Source organism: Marinomonas primoryensis, assembly GCF_013372285.1.
GTDB classification, from domain to species: domain Bacteria; phylum Pseudomonadota; class Gammaproteobacteria; order Pseudomonadales; family Marinomonadaceae; genus Marinomonas; species Marinomonas primoryensis.
Window position 1 is genome coordinate 2,010,498 of record NZ_CP054301.1, and the last position, 14,446, is coordinate 2,024,943.

Here is a 14,446-nt window from a genome sequence, read left to right on the forward strand (position 1 = left end):
GTTAAATAAGAAATACTAAGTTCAGCAAGATTTAATGTGTGAAACAATACAGGGATCGCTTGTCATATAAAAGGTGTTTGCTTAATATCAGCGCCCCTAGAGATTAAACTTCGTGCAACGTGGATTTGCAGACCTACTTTATTAAAAGGCTTACACAGTTCAATGGGAAAATCACTGGTTATCGTGGAATCGCCTGCTAAGGCGAAAACCATCAACAAATATCTGGGCGATGACTTTATAGTCAAATCGAGTGTAGGACACATTCGAGACTTGCCTTCAGGTACAACTTCCACCTCTACGCCTCAGGAGCGAGCGAAACAAGCTGCTTTGACGCGTAAAATGAGTCCAGAAGAAAAGCTCGAATACAGAAGTGCCAAGTCTCGGAAACAGTTAATTACTAGAATGGGAGTGGATCCAGAAAATAACTGGAAGGCTCACTATGAAATTTTGCCAGGCAAAGAAAAAGTCGTTGATGAACTGAAGCGATTGGCGAAAAATGCTGACACCATCTATCTCGCAACCGATTTGGATAGAGAGGGGGAGGCAATTGCTTGGCATCTACGTGAGGCCATTGGTGGTGATGACAGTCGCTACAAGCGAGTGGTATTTAACGAAATTACCAAAAAAGCTATCAAGGCTGCTTTTGAAACACCATCTGAACTAGATTTGGATCGGGTTAATGCGCAACAAGCACGTCGATTTTTAGACCGCGTTGTTGGTTTCATGGTGTCGCCTTTGCTTTGGGCGAAAGTGGCAAGGGGTCTTTCGGCTGGCCGTGTTCAGTCGGTTGCTGTGCGTTTAATTGTTGAACGTGAAAAAGAAATACGCGCTTTTATTCCTGATGAGTTTTGGGAGTTGGACGCTTTACTTGCCACGCCATCAAAAGAAGTTATTAAGTTTGAAGCGGCAAAGTATCAGAACAAAGAATACCGTCCAGTAAATAAAATAGAATCCGACGAGCACCTTGCACGTCTAAATGGCGCAAAATACTTGGTTAGCAGTCGTGAAGATAAACCGACCAGTAGTAAACCGTCTGCGCCATTTATTACTTCTACGCTTCAGCAGGCGGCTAGCACGCGTTTGGGTTATGGTGTTAAGAAGACCATGATGTTGGCGCAGCGCTTGTATGAAGGCGGTTATATTACTTACATGCGTACCGATTCGACAAACCTGAGTGTTGATGCTGTTGAGGCCTTACGAGGTTATATCTCATCCACTTACGGCGATAAGTATTTGCCTGAAGAGCCTATTCGTTACAGTAGCAAAGAAGGCGCTCAAGAAGCGCATGAGGCAATTCGACCTTCTGACGTTACAGTGCGTGTTGATGATTTGCTTGGCATGGAGAAAGATTCGCATCGTTTATACGATTTGATCCGAAGCCAATTCATGGCATGTCAAATGACGCCAGCGCAATACACATCAACCACCATTACAGTAAGCAGTGGCGAATACGAGTTCAAAGCCAAAGGACGTATTTTGCGTTTTGATGGTTATACTCGCGCTATGCAAACCGTGGTTAAAAAAGGCGAAGACAACATTTTGCCTGATGTTGCTAAGGGGGAGTTTTTATCCCTCAACGAACTGTTAGCTGAGCAGCATTTTACTAAGCCCGTGGCACGTTTCAGTGAAGCAAGTTTGGTAAAAGAGTTAGAGAAACGTGGTATTGGTCGTCCGTCCACGTACGCATCTATCATTTCTACGATTCAAGATCGTGGTTATGTTCGCGTTGAAAATCGTCGGTTTTATGCAGAAAAAATGGGTGATATTGTCACTGAGCGTTTGGTTGATAGCTTTGGTTCGTTAATGAATTTTAGCTTCACGGCTCAAATGGAAGAGCAGCTGGATGATATTGCTGAAGGTCATAAAGATTGGATTAAAACGCTAAATGCGTTCTATAAAGACTTTAGTGGTGTTTTGGCCAAAGCCGAAGCACCAGATGGCGGCATGATGCTAAATGAGCCGACACCAACGGACATTGAATGTCCGACATGTTCTCGACCTATGCAGATTCGCACAGCGAGTACTGGTGTATTTATGTCATGTTCTGGATACGCATTACCGCCAAAAGAGCGCTGTAAGGCAACTATTAACCTTATTCGTGGGGATGACGTTGTTGCGGTTGATGACGAAGAGGGCGAATCTAAAGCTCTAATTAATAAGCACCGCTGTACTATTTGCGGTTCAGCGATGGACAGCTACTTGATGGATGAGCATCGCAAGCTTCATGTTTGCGGTAATAACCCATCTTGCTCAGGTTATGAAGTAGAGCAGGGCACATTTAAGATAAAAGGCTACGATGGGCCTTTGCTAGAATGTGATAAATGCTCTTCTGATATGCAGTTAAAAACAGGGCGCTTTGGTAAGTACTTCGGATGTACCAATGAAGAGTGTAAAAATACACGTAAATTATTGAAGAGTGGTGAGGCTGCGCCACCCAAAATGGACCCTGTTCCAATGCCGGATCTTGCTTGTCAAAAAGTTGAAGATCATTATATTTTACGTGATGGTGCGACAGGTTTGTTTTTGGCGGCGAGTCAGTTCCCTCGTAAACGAGAAACGCGCGCGCCCCTTGTAAAAGAATTGCTTCCCTATATGGATCAAATAGATCCCAAATACCATTTCTTTGCCAAAGCCCCTGTGGCGGATGGTGATGGTCTCCCAACTGTTATTCGCTATAGCCGTAAAACTAAGGAGCAATATGTGATGACAGAAGAGGACGGCAAGCCAACTGGCTGGAAAGCCTACTTCGTTGGTTCTAAATGGGTCATCGAGGAAGGTAAGAAGAAGAAATGAGTAGTGTAAGTTTTGCTAGCCTAACGAACCAAAAGATAGATACGGCAAGGCGCTTTATTAAACAAAGCCAAAACAGTGAAGAAAAGTGGTTGGGTGTAGGGTTGGAAAGCTCGGCTATTTTTCAGTTAAGAAGTGCGCTGAATGGTTTATTGAAAGAAGTTTCCTCTGCCTATTCATTATCTGGGTCGTTGGATGTCGCTAAATTATTAGCTGAAGCGGAAACGAAGCAAATGATGGTGCCCGTGTTAAGTGAGCTGAGTGGCTTGTTATCTCGCTCAGACTCTTGGTGCTCTCAGTTGCATCAAGCTTACTTGGTTCAGCTAGAGTGTTGTGCTGCTAGGTCTATTGTTGAAGATGATAATGTCATCGGACGTGGAAGTGACGCGGGCGCTTCGGTTGGCTTTTACTTGGCTAATTTAGTTGAGTTAGTATTACGTTTTAGAGAAGAGTCATCAGAGTATTGAATATGAAAGAGTCCTACCTAGAAATTGTTGAGCTGGATAACGGCGATATTGTGCTCAGACCGGCCAGTGAAGACGGAGAGGAAACAATGCCATTGGCAACCTTGCAGATATCGGATGACACAAGATCTTCTTTACAGGATCGTTATTTTGAACTGGCAAAATGCATGTTTCATGCGGGTATTGATTTTGTTTATTCGGAGGAGACTTATTTTGATGAAGAGTCCGGATATCTTGAAGATGAAGATTTACGACCGAAGATACTGCATTGAACTTTAGGAATATAGTTAAGGTAAAAGGCGAAGCGATGGCTTCGCCTTTTTGTTGAGCGCTAAATTCCTTGGCGGATAACGCCGACGGAAAGACCTTCAATAACAAACTCTTCGCTTTCTAGGTCGACGATAATGTCATTGAAGTCTTCATTTTCTGGAATGAGTCGAACAATGCTGCCATTTTGTTCAAATCGCTTTACCGTCACTTCGTCGCCTATTCGAGCAACGACGATTTGGCCATTTTGAACGGTGGTGGTTTTATGAACAGCTAAAAGATCGCCTTCCATAATGCCAATGTTTTTCATGCTTGTTCCAGAAACAGAGAGAAAATAGTCTGCTTTTGGAGAAAACATGCTTGCTGGTATGTTGACGTGAGAGGCAATGTTTTCCTGAGCAAGAATCGGATAACCTGCAGCGACCTTTCCTATAATAGGCAGTCCAAGGTCTTCTGGTTCGTCGTTCGACGCTTGATTAACTAAGCGAATCCCACGAGAGGCGCCCGAGAGCATTTCAATAGCCCCTTTTCTACACAAGGCTTTTAGATGTTCTTCGGCGGCATTGGGGGATTTAAACCCAAGTCGACGAGCTATTTCAGCTCTGGTTGGTGGAAAACCAGTTTCACTAATAAATTCGCGAATGGTTTCTAGTACGTCAGATTGTCTTTTGGTTAATTTAATCATAGGTTATCTGGTTGTTTATACAGTAACTGTTATTATATACAGTATTCTTAACTAATCTCAATGATATAAATGCTTTCAGATGAACTAAAAAAACAAATACAACTTGCTTACCGAGCCTCTTTAGAGGCGAAGTCCCATAAACCAAGGGCTGGCCAGCGGGAAATGATAGGCGCCATCGCACGAACTTTGGGTAATATAAAACAAGGTAGTGAGGGTGAGCGACTCGATGAAAAACATGTCGCGGTCATTGAGGCAGGCACAGGCACAGGCAAAACTTTGTCTTATTGCTTGGCTGCAATCCCTATTGCGAAAGCTCGAGGCCTTAAATTAATCATATCTACTGCCACGGTGGCGCTACAAGAGCAGATTCTTCATAAGGAGTTGCCAGATCTACTTGAGCATACTGAGTTGAGTTTTAAATACACACTGGCGAAAGGGCGAGGGCGCTATTTGTGTCTGAATAACCTTGAAGGCTTTTTAAGCTCAGAAGAACAGGCCATGGAAGACATGTTCGCTGGTCTTTTTGAGCAACACCTTAACTCGGATGATGTAAACACAGCTCTTTATCAAGAAATGGACACCGCCTTGGGAAAAGGTGAATGGGATGGCGATAAAGATAATTGGGCAGGAATTATTCGCGATCAAGATTGGCGTCGCTTAACCACCGATCACCAACAGTGTACAAATCGAAATTGTGCTAACTATTCTGCGTGTCCGTTTTTTAAAGCGAGAGCCGAGATTGAAGTAGCAGATGTTATAGTGGCGAACCATGATTTGGTGCTAGCCGACTTGTCTCTGGGTGGTGGTGCAATACTGACACCCCCAAAAGAAACTATTTATGTATTTGATGAGGGTCATCATCTTCCAGATAAAGCGATAGGTCACTTTCGGCATGAAGTGCGTTTGCAGCAAAGTATTGCTTGGCTTCGTCAGCTTGAGAAAAACTTGGTCAACTTGAAGCAGGAGTTGACAGATGATGTCAGCCTTACTGGGCAGTTGTTGCTAAAAGTTCCGCAGCAAATACAAAGTATTGTGAATTTCATCCAATACGCACAGCAGGGTCTAGCCCCTTATATTCAAGGGTTAGGCTTGGATCAAGAGAATAATCAGCATCGTTTTGAATTTGGTCTCGTTCCGGATGAACTTCGTCAGTTGGCGTACAGCCTGCAAACGTCTTATCAAAAGTTGTTTAAAAACATCGAAAGTATCCAAGACGAATGTAAAAAGACCAAACAAAATGAAGGCATGGGAGTGACATCGGAAACGGCAGAGACTTGGCAGCCTATATTGGGCGTCATTCTCGGGCGACTAGAGCAAAGTGTGGGCTTGTGGCGCTTATATTCTACAGTCGATGATCAAAATTATCCGCCTAATGCTCGTTGGCTGATTTTGTCTGGGCAGGGCATGGAGCAGGATATTGAATTGGGAGGGTCGCCTATTCTTGCGGCTAATACATTACGGCAGCAGTTATGGGATAAGTGTTTTGGTGCGGTCGTAACGTCAGCGACGCTAACGGCATTAAATCAATTTCATCGATTTAATATGCGTTCAGGCGTACCTCAAGAAAGCGAATATTTGCGTGTTATAAGTCCGTTTGATTTTCAAACGAATGGTTTGTTAGTGGTGCCTGATATGGAGCATGAGCCCAATCGTGTTGAACAACATACCGCTGAAATTATTGCTTATCTAGATGAGCATGTGAATATAGCAAAAGGCAGTTTGGTGCTTTTTTCTTCTCGTCGTCAGATGGAAGAGGTGGCTAAGTCGCTGTCTGCTGGACTACAGGAAATACTACTAATGCAGGGGGAGCAATCTAAGCGCGTTATTTTAGATTCGCATAGAGCGAGCATTGATAGCGGGAAGGGGAGTTTGTTGCTCGGGTTGGCGAGTTTCGCTGAGGGTGTGGATTTGCCTGGCGACTATTTAACATGTGTGTATATCGCGAAAATTCCTTTTTCTGTTCCTGATGACCCTGTCGAAGCAACATTGGCAGAGTGGATTCAAAAACGTGGCGGTAACCCCTTTATGGAAATAACCATCCCTGATGCTTCTTTGCGCTTGGTTCAAGCGACGGGGCGGCTACTAAGAAGCGAAACGGACAGTGGGGAAATTCATATTTTAGACAAACGCTTGCGAACAAAACGTTACGGCAAACAATTAATTAATAGTTTACCGCCTTATCGATATCAGTAGCTAAGCACAACAAACCGTAAGCAAGGGGTGATAAAAACTTACCAATTAGGTACACTCCTTGTAATAATTATTAACCTCTAAACAATATAGAAGCGTATAGATTCCAATATGGAAAACCAAATTCAAGAAGCACCATCAGAAACTACGACCAAACCAAAACGTACCCGTCGCACAAATAAGCGTCCTAAAAACAATGATGAGACATCAAGCAGCGTGCAAGTTGAAAATGAAGCGACACCTGTTGGTAATTCAAACGCTGGTATTTGGTCTATAGACGATTTTCAGGTTGATGTAGTAGAAGGCAAATTGCGCTTCCACGATTTGAACATCCCAGACCGCGTGATTAAGTCTATCGCTGAGATGGGATTTGAATACTGCAGTGAAATACAGGCAGAAACACTACCGATGACGTTGCAGGGCTACGACATTATTGGTCAGGCTCAAACTGGGACGGGTAAAACTGCGGCTTTTTTGATCGCGATGATTACTGATTTTCTCGATTACCCGCTTGAAGAGAAACGCCCTAACAATTTTGCCCGCGGTTTAATTATCGCACCAACTCGCGAGTTAGCCATACAGATTGCTGATGAGGCGGTTAAATTAACGTCTAACTGTCACTTGAATGTTGTTACGCTAGTGGGTGGCTTAAGTTATGAAAAACAGAAAATTTCGTTAGAAACTGAAAACGTTGATATATTGGTGGCAACGCCAGGGCGTTTGTTGGATTTTGCTCGTAGTCGTAAGGTTCAGTTGGGTAAAGTGGAATGTCTTGTGCTAGATGAGGCTGACCGTATGTTGTCCATGGGCTTTATTCCGGATGTGAAAAGCATTATTCGTATGACGCCACATAAAGAAGCTAGGCAGACAATGTTATTCAGTGCCACTTTCCCGAAAGACATTCAGGCGTTAGCGCAACAATGGACATATTTCCCTAAAGAAGTGTCCGTTGTGCCTAAAGAAGCAACGAATCAAAATATAGATCAAGTAATCTATACGGTCGAAGCGGATCAGAAATGGCCAGTACTAAAGCAGCTAATTGAAGAAAATGGCGGCCAACGTACGATTATTTTTGCCAACCGTCGTGATGAAACACGCGACTTATATGAGCGTCTACGTAAAGCGAATATTAATTGTGCTATTTTATCTGGTGAAGTGGCGCAAGATAAGCGTGTCAAGACCTTGAAAAACTTCAAAGAAGGCATCATCCAAGTACTTGTTGCTACTGATGTTGCTGGGCGAGGCATCCATGTGGACAATGTGGAGTTAGTTGTAAACTATGCCTTGCCAGAAGATCCTGAAGATTACGTACATCGTATTGGACGAACTGGCCGAGGTGGTGAAACAGGTAGATCTGTGAGCTTTGCCAGTGAAGATGATGCTTTCATGATTCCAGAAATCGAGAAAGTCGTTGGTGAGAGCATTCGCTGTGAATACATGGTTGATATGTCTCGATAAACATCGCTTACTTTTTAGTGAGACAAGATGAATTTAGAACACCATTTTGCAAGTCTGGGTCAGGCGTTTTCCTCAAAAACGCTTATCCAGCCACTTCTTCAGCAGAGATTGGTTGAATTTAACCAGTCGCTCGCTACCTTTCTATCTATTGATATTAAATCCCCTGCAACTAAGCTCATATTAAGCGGTGAAGAAAAATCATCGACTAGCGTAAGTATGGTCTACGCTGGTCACCAATTTGGCGGTTTTTCTCCTCAGCTTGGTGATGGTCGCGGTGTGCTCTTAGGTGAGGTAAAAGGGCGGGATGGCTTTTTGTATGATTTACATATGAAAGGTGCTGGCCCAACGCCTTACTCTCGTCGTGGTGATGGGCGCGCTGTACTGCGATCTTGCATTCGCGAATATTTAGCCAGTGAGTCGATGGCGGCTCTGTCGGTACCATCTTCACGAGCTCTAGCGCTTTATGATAGCAAACAGGCTGTTTATCGAGAAACGCCTGAGGTGGGCGCTATGTTGCTTCGTGTGGCGCAGGGGCATATTCGTTTTGGTCATTTCGAATACTTTTTTTATCAGGGTAAACAAGCAGAGCTAGACCAGCTCGTCAATTATTGTCTACAACACTATTACCCAGAATATTTAACAACAGACTCGCCACTAGAAAATATGTTGATAGAAGTGGTGAAGCGGACTGCTCGTATGATCGCGAAATGGCAGTCTATTGGTTTTCAGCATGGTGTTATGAACACAGATAACTTTTCATTTACCGGTGAAACGATAGATTATGGTCCGTATGGCTTTATGGAAGACTATGAGCCAGATTGGGTATGCAATCATTCTGATCACGAAGGGCGATACGCTTTCTCACGGCAGCCTGGAGTCGGGTTATGGAATCTCAATTGTTTAATGCGGTGTTTTTCAAAACATTTAGAAAAAAATCAATTGATCGCCATTTTACAATGTTATGAGCCAGAGCTTCAGTCTCATTATGATCATCTGATGATGAAAAAACTGGGGTTGAGTGATGCTCAGCATGTGCATGATTTATTGCCATCGTTATTCACGATCTTAGCCGCAGAAAAAATGGATTACGCTGTGTTTTTTCGCTTGTTGAGTCATATAAGTGATATCGACTTTACTCTGTTGCTTGATGAAGTTGTCGACCGTGAACGTTTGTCTAAGTGGCTTGAAAGTTATAAAAAAGCACGATTGAATGAAGGGTTGGAATGGCCTCAGGTAAGTGTGTCTATGTTACAGGTGAACCCCAAGTTTATTCTAAGAAATTATTTAGCCCATGATGCAATTCTTTCTGCTGAAGGAGGTGATTATTTACCGTTTCGACGGTTGTTGAATGTGCTTAATCAACCTTTTGATGAGCACCCAGAATCAGACATTCTTGCTCAAAGAGCCCCTGAATGGGGTAGATCGTTAGAAGTTAGTTGTTCGTCTTAATATTTTTAGGCGACATTTACAAAGAGAAGTAGTCAGTATGAAGCATTCTGTATGTGTACTAGGTGGCGGTAGTTTTGGTACAGCATTGGCGAACATTATGGCCAAAAATGGGCATCAAGTTAGCCAGTGGATGCGTAATGAGGAGCAGGTTGAAGAGATTAATTTGACCGGGCTTAATAGTCGTTATTTACCAAATGCTCCTTTACATCGTGAGTTACTGGCGACCAGTAATCTAGAGCAAGCGATACGTGACAGCGATACGGTTTTTGTCTCTATCCCTTCGAAATCCTTTGAGCAGGTTGTACAGCGCATTGAACCTTTGCTAACAGCCGATAAAATATTAATTAGTACGACAAAGGGTTTTAATCCAAATCGATTTGAACTTATGAGTGATGTTTTGCGTCGAAACCCTATCACGCAAAGAATTGGTGTGTTGAGTGGCCCCAATTTAGCCAAAGAGATTGCGGCTGGACAAATGACAGGGTCTGTCGTTGCAAGCTCGGATGATCAAGTTCGCCAACGGGTAATAGAGTTACTGAAATCTCCAACCTTTCGTGTTTATGAAAGTAAGGACAGTAAGGGGGTTGAGTTAGCAGGTGCTTTAAAGAACATTTACGCTATTGTGTGCGGCCTTGCGAAAGCGCTTAATGTTGGTGAGAACACCATGTCCATGATTATGACACGCAGTCTGGCTGAGATGAGTCGTTTTGCCGTTCATTTTGGGGCAAATCCGATGACATTCCTTGGGTTGGCGGGGATGGGTGACTTGATTGCAACGTGCACGTCTCCTTTGAGCCGTAATTATCGAGTTGGTTTTGCTATTGGTTCTGGCCAGGACCTGAACGAAGCCGTGGGTGGTATTGGAGAGGTCGCCGAAGGGGTTAATACATTAAAAATGGTAGTGGATGAAGCTCAGAAGCATGGCTTATATATGCCGCTGGCTAAAGGCTTATCCAAACTATTGTTTGACAATGCAAAACTGGAGTCGTTGATCGGTTCAATGATGACCGGTGAGCAAAAATGGGATGTCGAATTTGCGACAAATGAGGAGAATAGCAATGTCTAAACCAGGTTATGCTGATCAAGGTTTTTGGTTTCGTGTGATTTTTATGTTGTTGTATTGGGTGGTGTTGAATATTGCCGTCACAGTGTTTGGAATTTTGCTTGTTTTGGTAAGTCTCGTGAAATTGGGATCAAAGCACGAGCCCGTTATGCTGTCTTCTTGGTTGAAAAGTGTAACCTCTTTTATTAAGCAAATTTTTTCGTTTTTATCTTTTGAAACAGAAGAAAAGCCCTTTCCTTTTCAGCCGTGGCCTCAGGTGAGCTCGGATGAAGAAGCTTAAGCGCCTTTCTATATTACGCCATGGTAATGCTGAACCATATGGCTTTAACCAAGATGAGCTTCGTGAGTTAACGACGTTGGGGGTGGCAGAGGTGAAAACCACTGCTCGAGCGTTTGCTTCTAAAGCGGAGGTTTTTGATGCTGTGTTTGTAAGCCCTTATGTACGAGCTCAGCAAACGGCTAAAATCTTTTTAGCCGATCTTGAGTTGTCTGTTGATATTCAAAGTTGTCCATTGATTACGCCTTATGGAAAAGAAATGGAAGTTTCGGCTTGGCTGGATGAACAGCCATACGAGTCTATTTTGCTTGTTACTCATCAGCCTTTTGCTCATCAGTTTGTTGATTTTTTGGTTGATGAGCCTTTGCCTATGAATTTTGCTATGACAACAGCGACATTGGCCTCGGTAGAGGGTGAATTTTTTGCTGGTGCTTGCTGTCAGTTTCGTTGGTGTATTTCGCCATCATAAGCCGTTAGTTAGAATTTATTATATTGGTTAAGACGTATACATATGGGAAATGACATTGTTTACAAACTTGCGCATACCGAAATAGCCGGGTTGCAATGGTTGCCTAAAAAAACATCGGCATTGAAAGTGTTTTCTTTGCATGGTTGGCTTGACAATGCCGCCAGCTTTTCTAATTTATCGCCTCATTTATCTGATTTTTCACATGTTGCTCTTGATCTTGCTGGCCATGGGGCATCTGAGCATCGTGCGGCTGGTAGCTTTTATCATTTATGGGATTATGTTTTAGATGTGGTATCCATTTTAAATCAGTCAAAGCAAAGTGTTTGGTTGATTGGTCATAGTATGGGTGGCGCTGTCGCTATGTTGGTGGCGGCTATTGCGCCTGACAGGGTTCGAGGTTTGATTGTGTTGGATAACATGGGACCTTTGAGTGCTAAAGCGGAAGATCGTGTGGTTACTCTTCAGCGGTCTATTAATAAAATGTCTAAATATCGCTTAGATAGAAGTACTAGCTATCCATCAAAAGAGGCTATGGTGCTTGCTAGAATGGCTGGTTTTACAGCGTTGTCCAAGTCAGCGTCGGAGTTTCTTGTTGATCGAGGTGCGAAGAAAAGTGCTGATGGTATTTGGGGGTGGCGTCATGATGGGAAGTTAACTTTCCCATCACCATACCGCATGGATGAAGAGGGTGTTGGTGCTTTTATACAGCAAATTAAATGTCCGACCTTAGCTTTGGTGGCTAAGGATGGTATTTACAAAGATGACCATCAGTTAGTTGAGGCGCGCTCAGCTCAATTTCCATGGGTGAAATTAAAATGGCTTGAAGGTAATCATCACTTTCATCTTGAGCCTGAGAGCTGCTTTGCTGTTGCGACGGAAATTCAGCGCTTTATTGATCAAAATTAATACGGGTTAATCCACCTCTAATTGGGGTGATAGGAAGGTTGTATGGTTAAATTTCGTGAAATGTTATGCCTGTTGGTTTTTTTTAGTGGTTTTTCTTTTGCTGGAATTTTAGGGATTGAGCCTTATCGTGATGCGCAGTTAGTCAAAAGTAACTCACAGTCTGGTCAGTTGGTCGAAATTCCTTTGAGTAAAATTAGTCGTGCTGGTAGCGGTTGGGAGCCTGAATCAGTGATTAGGCTGAACGGTGATCATTTTACGTCGCTTTATAAAATCAATCGGAATGCGCTCTTATCTGATGTTTACACGCATTATCGTGCGCAGATGATGTCTGATGGTCAAAGCATTTTGTTTGAGTGTGAGAGCAGGAGTTGTGGCAGTAGTAATGCTTGGGCTAATGATTTTTTTGGTGACTATCTTTTAAATGGTGCAGATCAGAATCAATTTTTGCTAGTGGTTAAAAATAAACAAGATGTCTATCAAGTTCTGTATGTTAATCGTCGGGGGGCTGGCGATGTGATGGTCCGTTTGGATGAAGTTAAATCCGCCAACGCTCAAGATACTGAATTCAATATAGTCGCGCAGATGGATGTGCAGGATATTCCAAGAATTCGTCGTTTTGTCAGCGATTTACCGTCAGGGCAAAATGTCGTTGGTTTTGTTACTAGCGAGAAAAAGGGCACTCTAAGCGCGATTGAGGCTGGCGATCAGCTAATTTTGATTGCAATGGCTGGTTTGGGTGGTCAGCTGGAAACTAAGGTTCGCTTTATTAATTTGGCTGATCTTGGTCGTGAATCACTCGGGGTTAATCGAATTTCTTTTGTTTATGTGCGTCCATAGGCGAAATTGATGAATACGAAAAAAACAGTGGCTCTTGTGTTAGGGAGTGGTGCTGCGCGTGGTAACGCACATATTGGCGTTATTCAGGCAATTGAAGAGCGTGGTTATGACATCATCAGCATTTCTGGTTGTTCTATTGGCGCCATCGTTGGTGGTGTTTTTGCAGCAGGAAAACTGGCTGAATACCGTGAATGGGCTGAGTCATTGGACCGGGTTGATGTTATTAGATTGCTTGATATGTCTTTGTTAAATGGCGGGTATATCAAGGGAGATCGTTTTTTTGAGAAGGTTCAACAGATAATTGGCGAGCCTACTATTGAATCTCTGCCTATTGCTTACACCTCTGTTGCCGTCGAATTATTGAACCAAAAGGAATTTTGGTTTCAGCGTGGTGACTTAATCAGCGCTATGCGCGCATCATCAGCGATCCCTTCTATTTTATCTCCAGTTTCACTTAACGGCCGTATATATGTTGATGGTGGGGTTTTGAATCCTTTGCCTATCATTCCATCAGTATCTGCTGGGGCTGACTATATTATTGCGGTTGATCTTAATGGTCCTGCTGAGGGATTATTAAAAGAGGCTTCTGAGGCTCTGGAAGTCGATGAAGAAGGGCCTGCTTGGTGGCATAGCGCAAAAGGTTTTTTCAGCAAAGGGCAGGACGATCCTGATGACAAGGAAAGGCCTAAATATTCACCGGAAAGTTGGGGGCGCTTACAGACTATCAATATGATGTTTGAAACGATGCAAGAGTCGCTAACTCAATATAAACTGGCTGGCTACCCGCCAGATTTATTGATTTCAATTCCAAAGGATATATCTGGTTTTTATGAATTTTGGCGAGCCAAAGAATTGATTGAATTTGGTTATGAGGTAACTTTAAAGGCGATCGATGGTCTTGAATCGCCTTCTTCTAGTTATTATTCCTTTCCAAAGGGCTATTAGCCAATCGGGTTTACACCTTCTTTTTTAAGAAGGTGGCACAGTGAGATGAGAGGCAATCCAATCAAACTACTTGGGTCGTCTCCTTCCATTTTATTGAAAAGACAAACCCCTAGCCCTTCACATTTAAAGCTGCCCGCACAATCTAGAGGCTGCTCTATCGCTATATAGTGTTTAATTTCTTCTAAAGTTAAGTGTCTAAAATACACATGATATTCGTTCAATGTGTATTGATAGGTTTGACTTTGCTGATTAAAAACGCAAAGTCCTGTTAAAAAACTCACTTTTTTACCACTAAAACCTGAAAGTTGTTTGATGGCATTGTCTTGTGAAAGCGGTTTACCCAATATGTTCTCATTCAATACGGCGACTTGATCAGATGAAATAATGAGACAGTCCGAGGGCATATTATTTTGCTGACGTTCATGATGAACGGCAAACGCTTTCGCAATGGTTAAGCGCTTTACCAAGGAGGCGGCTAGCTCATTATCCAAAGGGCTTTCATCAATGTTCGGGGAGTGGCATTCAAATGGGATATTTAGGCGTTCTAACAGCTCTTTTCGATAAGGTGAAGAGGAACCTAAAATAAGTTTTTTTTGCATTCTATTTTGACCGCTTTGTTGGAATAAGTGCTAATTTTACGTTTTTT

The 14,446-nt window shown here is 43.0% G+C and carries 14 protein-coding genes; 12 read left to right on the forward strand and 2 right to left on the reverse strand.

The genetic code is table 11. The features are described from left to right. Positions 1 to 162 precede the first annotated feature (162 nt). Genes topA through MP3633_RS09235 form a run of 3 tightly spaced genes read left to right on the forward strand, consistent with a single transcriptional unit; the run spans position 163 to position 3,526 of the window. Positions 163 to 2,793, forward strand: a complete 2,631-nt coding sequence (gene topA / locus MP3633_RS09225; protein WP_176335326.1) for a type I DNA topoisomerase — start codon at positions 163 to 165, stop codon at positions 2,791 to 2,793. Beyond that, positions 2,790 to 3,257 carry a DUF6586 family protein gene (locus MP3633_RS09230; RefSeq protein WP_112138851.1) on the forward strand — a complete coding sequence of 156 codons (468 nt, stop codon included), beginning with the start codon at positions 2,790 to 2,792 and terminating at the stop codon, positions 3,255 to 3,257. The genes topA and MP3633_RS09230 overlap by 4 nt, the downstream gene beginning before the upstream one ends. Positions 3,258 to 3,259: 2 nt before the next feature. After that, positions 3,260 to 3,526 (forward strand): hypothetical protein, encoded by a 267-nt coding sequence (locus tag MP3633_RS09235; RefSeq protein WP_112138849.1) that lies wholly within the window; start codon positions 3,260 to 3,262, stop codon positions 3,524 to 3,526. Positions 3,527 to 3,585: 59 nt separating this feature from the next. Here the strand turns inward: MP3633_RS09235 and lexA are convergent, their stop codons facing one another. Next, complete coding sequence (gene lexA / locus MP3633_RS09240; protein WP_176335327.1) at positions 3,586 to 4,206, reverse strand: transcriptional repressor LexA; 621 nt, start codon at positions 4,204 to 4,206, stop codon at positions 3,586 to 3,588. 69 nt (positions 4,207 to 4,275) lie between these two features. Here lexA and dinG point away from each other — a divergent pair, with 69 nt between their 5' ends. From dinG to MP3633_RS09285, 9 genes are all read left to right on the forward strand, one after another. Next, on the forward strand, positions 4,276 to 6,399 hold the full coding sequence (gene dinG, locus MP3633_RS09245) for an ATP-dependent DNA helicase DinG (RefSeq protein WP_176335328.1): 2,124 nt from the start codon (positions 4,276 to 4,278) through the stop codon (positions 6,397 to 6,399). Positions 6,400 to 6,507: 108 nt separating this feature from the next. Then, positions 6,508 to 7,854: a DEAD/DEAH box helicase gene (locus tag MP3633_RS09250; protein ID WP_176335329.1), complete on the forward strand. Its 1,347-nt coding sequence runs from the start codon at positions 6,508 to 6,510 to the stop codon at positions 7,852 to 7,854. 27 nt (positions 7,855 to 7,881) lie between these two features. Then, positions 7,882 to 9,303 (forward strand): protein adenylyltransferase SelO, encoded by a 1,422-nt coding sequence (locus MP3633_RS09255; protein ID WP_176335330.1) that lies wholly within the window; start codon positions 7,882 to 7,884, stop codon positions 9,301 to 9,303. Between the two features lie 37 nt (positions 9,304 to 9,340). Continuing rightward, positions 9,341 to 10,369 (forward strand): NAD(P)H-dependent glycerol-3-phosphate dehydrogenase, encoded by a 1,029-nt coding sequence (locus MP3633_RS09260; RefSeq protein ID WP_112138841.1) that lies wholly within the window; start codon positions 9,341 to 9,343, stop codon positions 10,367 to 10,369. Beyond that, a complete protein-coding gene (locus tag MP3633_RS09265; protein WP_112138839.1) occupies positions 10,362 to 10,646 on the forward strand; it encodes a DUF4389 domain-containing protein in 285 nt (94 codons plus the stop codon). The genes MP3633_RS09260 and MP3633_RS09265 overlap by 8 nt, the downstream gene beginning before the upstream one ends. Further along, positions 10,633 to 11,112 carry a phosphohistidine phosphatase SixA gene (gene sixA / locus MP3633_RS09270; RefSeq protein ID WP_176335331.1) on the forward strand — a complete coding sequence of 160 codons (480 nt, stop codon included), beginning with the start codon at positions 10,633 to 10,635 and terminating at the stop codon, positions 11,110 to 11,112. The genes MP3633_RS09265 and sixA overlap by 14 nt, the downstream gene beginning before the upstream one ends. A 42-nt stretch (positions 11,113 to 11,154) precedes the next feature. Then, on the forward strand, positions 11,155 to 12,018 hold the full coding sequence (locus MP3633_RS09275; RefSeq protein ID WP_176335332.1) for an alpha/beta fold hydrolase: 864 nt from the start codon (positions 11,155 to 11,157) through the stop codon (positions 12,016 to 12,018). Positions 12,019 to 12,060: 42 nt separating this feature from the next. Then, positions 12,061 to 12,855 (forward strand): DUF4892 domain-containing protein, encoded by a 795-nt coding sequence (locus MP3633_RS09280; protein WP_112138834.1) that lies wholly within the window; start codon positions 12,061 to 12,063, stop codon positions 12,853 to 12,855. Between the two features lie 9 nt (positions 12,856 to 12,864). Then, positions 12,865 to 13,800 carry a patatin-like phospholipase family protein gene (locus MP3633_RS09285; protein ID WP_176335333.1) on the forward strand — a complete coding sequence of 312 codons (936 nt, stop codon included), beginning with the start codon at positions 12,865 to 12,867 and terminating at the stop codon, positions 13,798 to 13,800. On the opposite strand, the gene MP3633_RS09290 is transcribed toward MP3633_RS09285, so the two are convergent. Further along, a complete protein-coding gene (locus tag MP3633_RS09290; RefSeq protein WP_176335334.1) occupies positions 13,797 to 14,399 on the reverse strand; it encodes a Maf family protein in 603 nt (200 codons plus the stop codon). The genes MP3633_RS09285 and MP3633_RS09290 overlap by 4 nt on opposite strands. Positions 14,400 to 14,446 lie beyond the last annotated feature (47 nt).

What these genes read in the sequence shown, in the direction of transcription:
- topA (WP_176335326.1), top strand. Translation starts at nt 163, where the DNA reads ATGGGAAAATCACTGGTTATCGTGGAATCGCCTGCTAAGGCGAAAACC.
- MP3633_RS09230 (WP_112138851.1), top strand. Translation starts at nt 2,790, where the DNA reads ATGAGTAGTGTAAGTTTTGCTAGCCTAACGAACCAAAAGATAGATACG.
- MP3633_RS09235 (WP_112138849.1), top strand. Translation starts at nt 3,260, where the DNA reads ATGAAAGAGTCCTACCTAGAAATTGTTGAGCTGGATAACGGCGATATT.
- lexA (WP_176335327.1), bottom strand. Translation starts at nt 4,206, where the DNA reads ATGATTAAATTAACCAAAAGACAATCTGACGTACTAGAAACCATTCGC.
- dinG (WP_176335328.1), top strand. Translation starts at nt 4,276, where the DNA reads ATGCTTTCAGATGAACTAAAAAAACAAATACAACTTGCTTACCGAGCC.
- MP3633_RS09250 (WP_176335329.1), top strand. Translation starts at nt 6,508, where the DNA reads ATGGAAAACCAAATTCAAGAAGCACCATCAGAAACTACGACCAAACCA.
- MP3633_RS09255 (WP_176335330.1), top strand. Translation starts at nt 7,882, where the DNA reads ATGAATTTAGAACACCATTTTGCAAGTCTGGGTCAGGCGTTTTCCTCA.
- MP3633_RS09260 (WP_112138841.1), top strand. Translation starts at nt 9,341, where the DNA reads ATGAAGCATTCTGTATGTGTACTAGGTGGCGGTAGTTTTGGTACAGCA.
- MP3633_RS09265 (WP_112138839.1), top strand. Translation starts at nt 10,362, where the DNA reads ATGTCTAAACCAGGTTATGCTGATCAAGGTTTTTGGTTTCGTGTGATT.
- sixA (WP_176335331.1), top strand. Translation starts at nt 10,633, where the DNA reads ATGAAGAAGCTTAAGCGCCTTTCTATATTACGCCATGGTAATGCTGAA.
- MP3633_RS09275 (WP_176335332.1), top strand. Translation starts at nt 11,155, where the DNA reads ATGGGAAATGACATTGTTTACAAACTTGCGCATACCGAAATAGCCGGG.
- MP3633_RS09280 (WP_112138834.1), top strand. Translation starts at nt 12,061, where the DNA reads ATGGTTAAATTTCGTGAAATGTTATGCCTGTTGGTTTTTTTTAGTGGT.
- MP3633_RS09285 (WP_176335333.1), top strand. Translation starts at nt 12,865, where the DNA reads ATGAATACGAAAAAAACAGTGGCTCTTGTGTTAGGGAGTGGTGCTGCG.
- MP3633_RS09290 (WP_176335334.1), bottom strand. Translation starts at nt 14,399, where the DNA reads ATGCAAAAAAAACTTATTTTAGGTTCCTCTTCACCTTATCGAAAAGAG.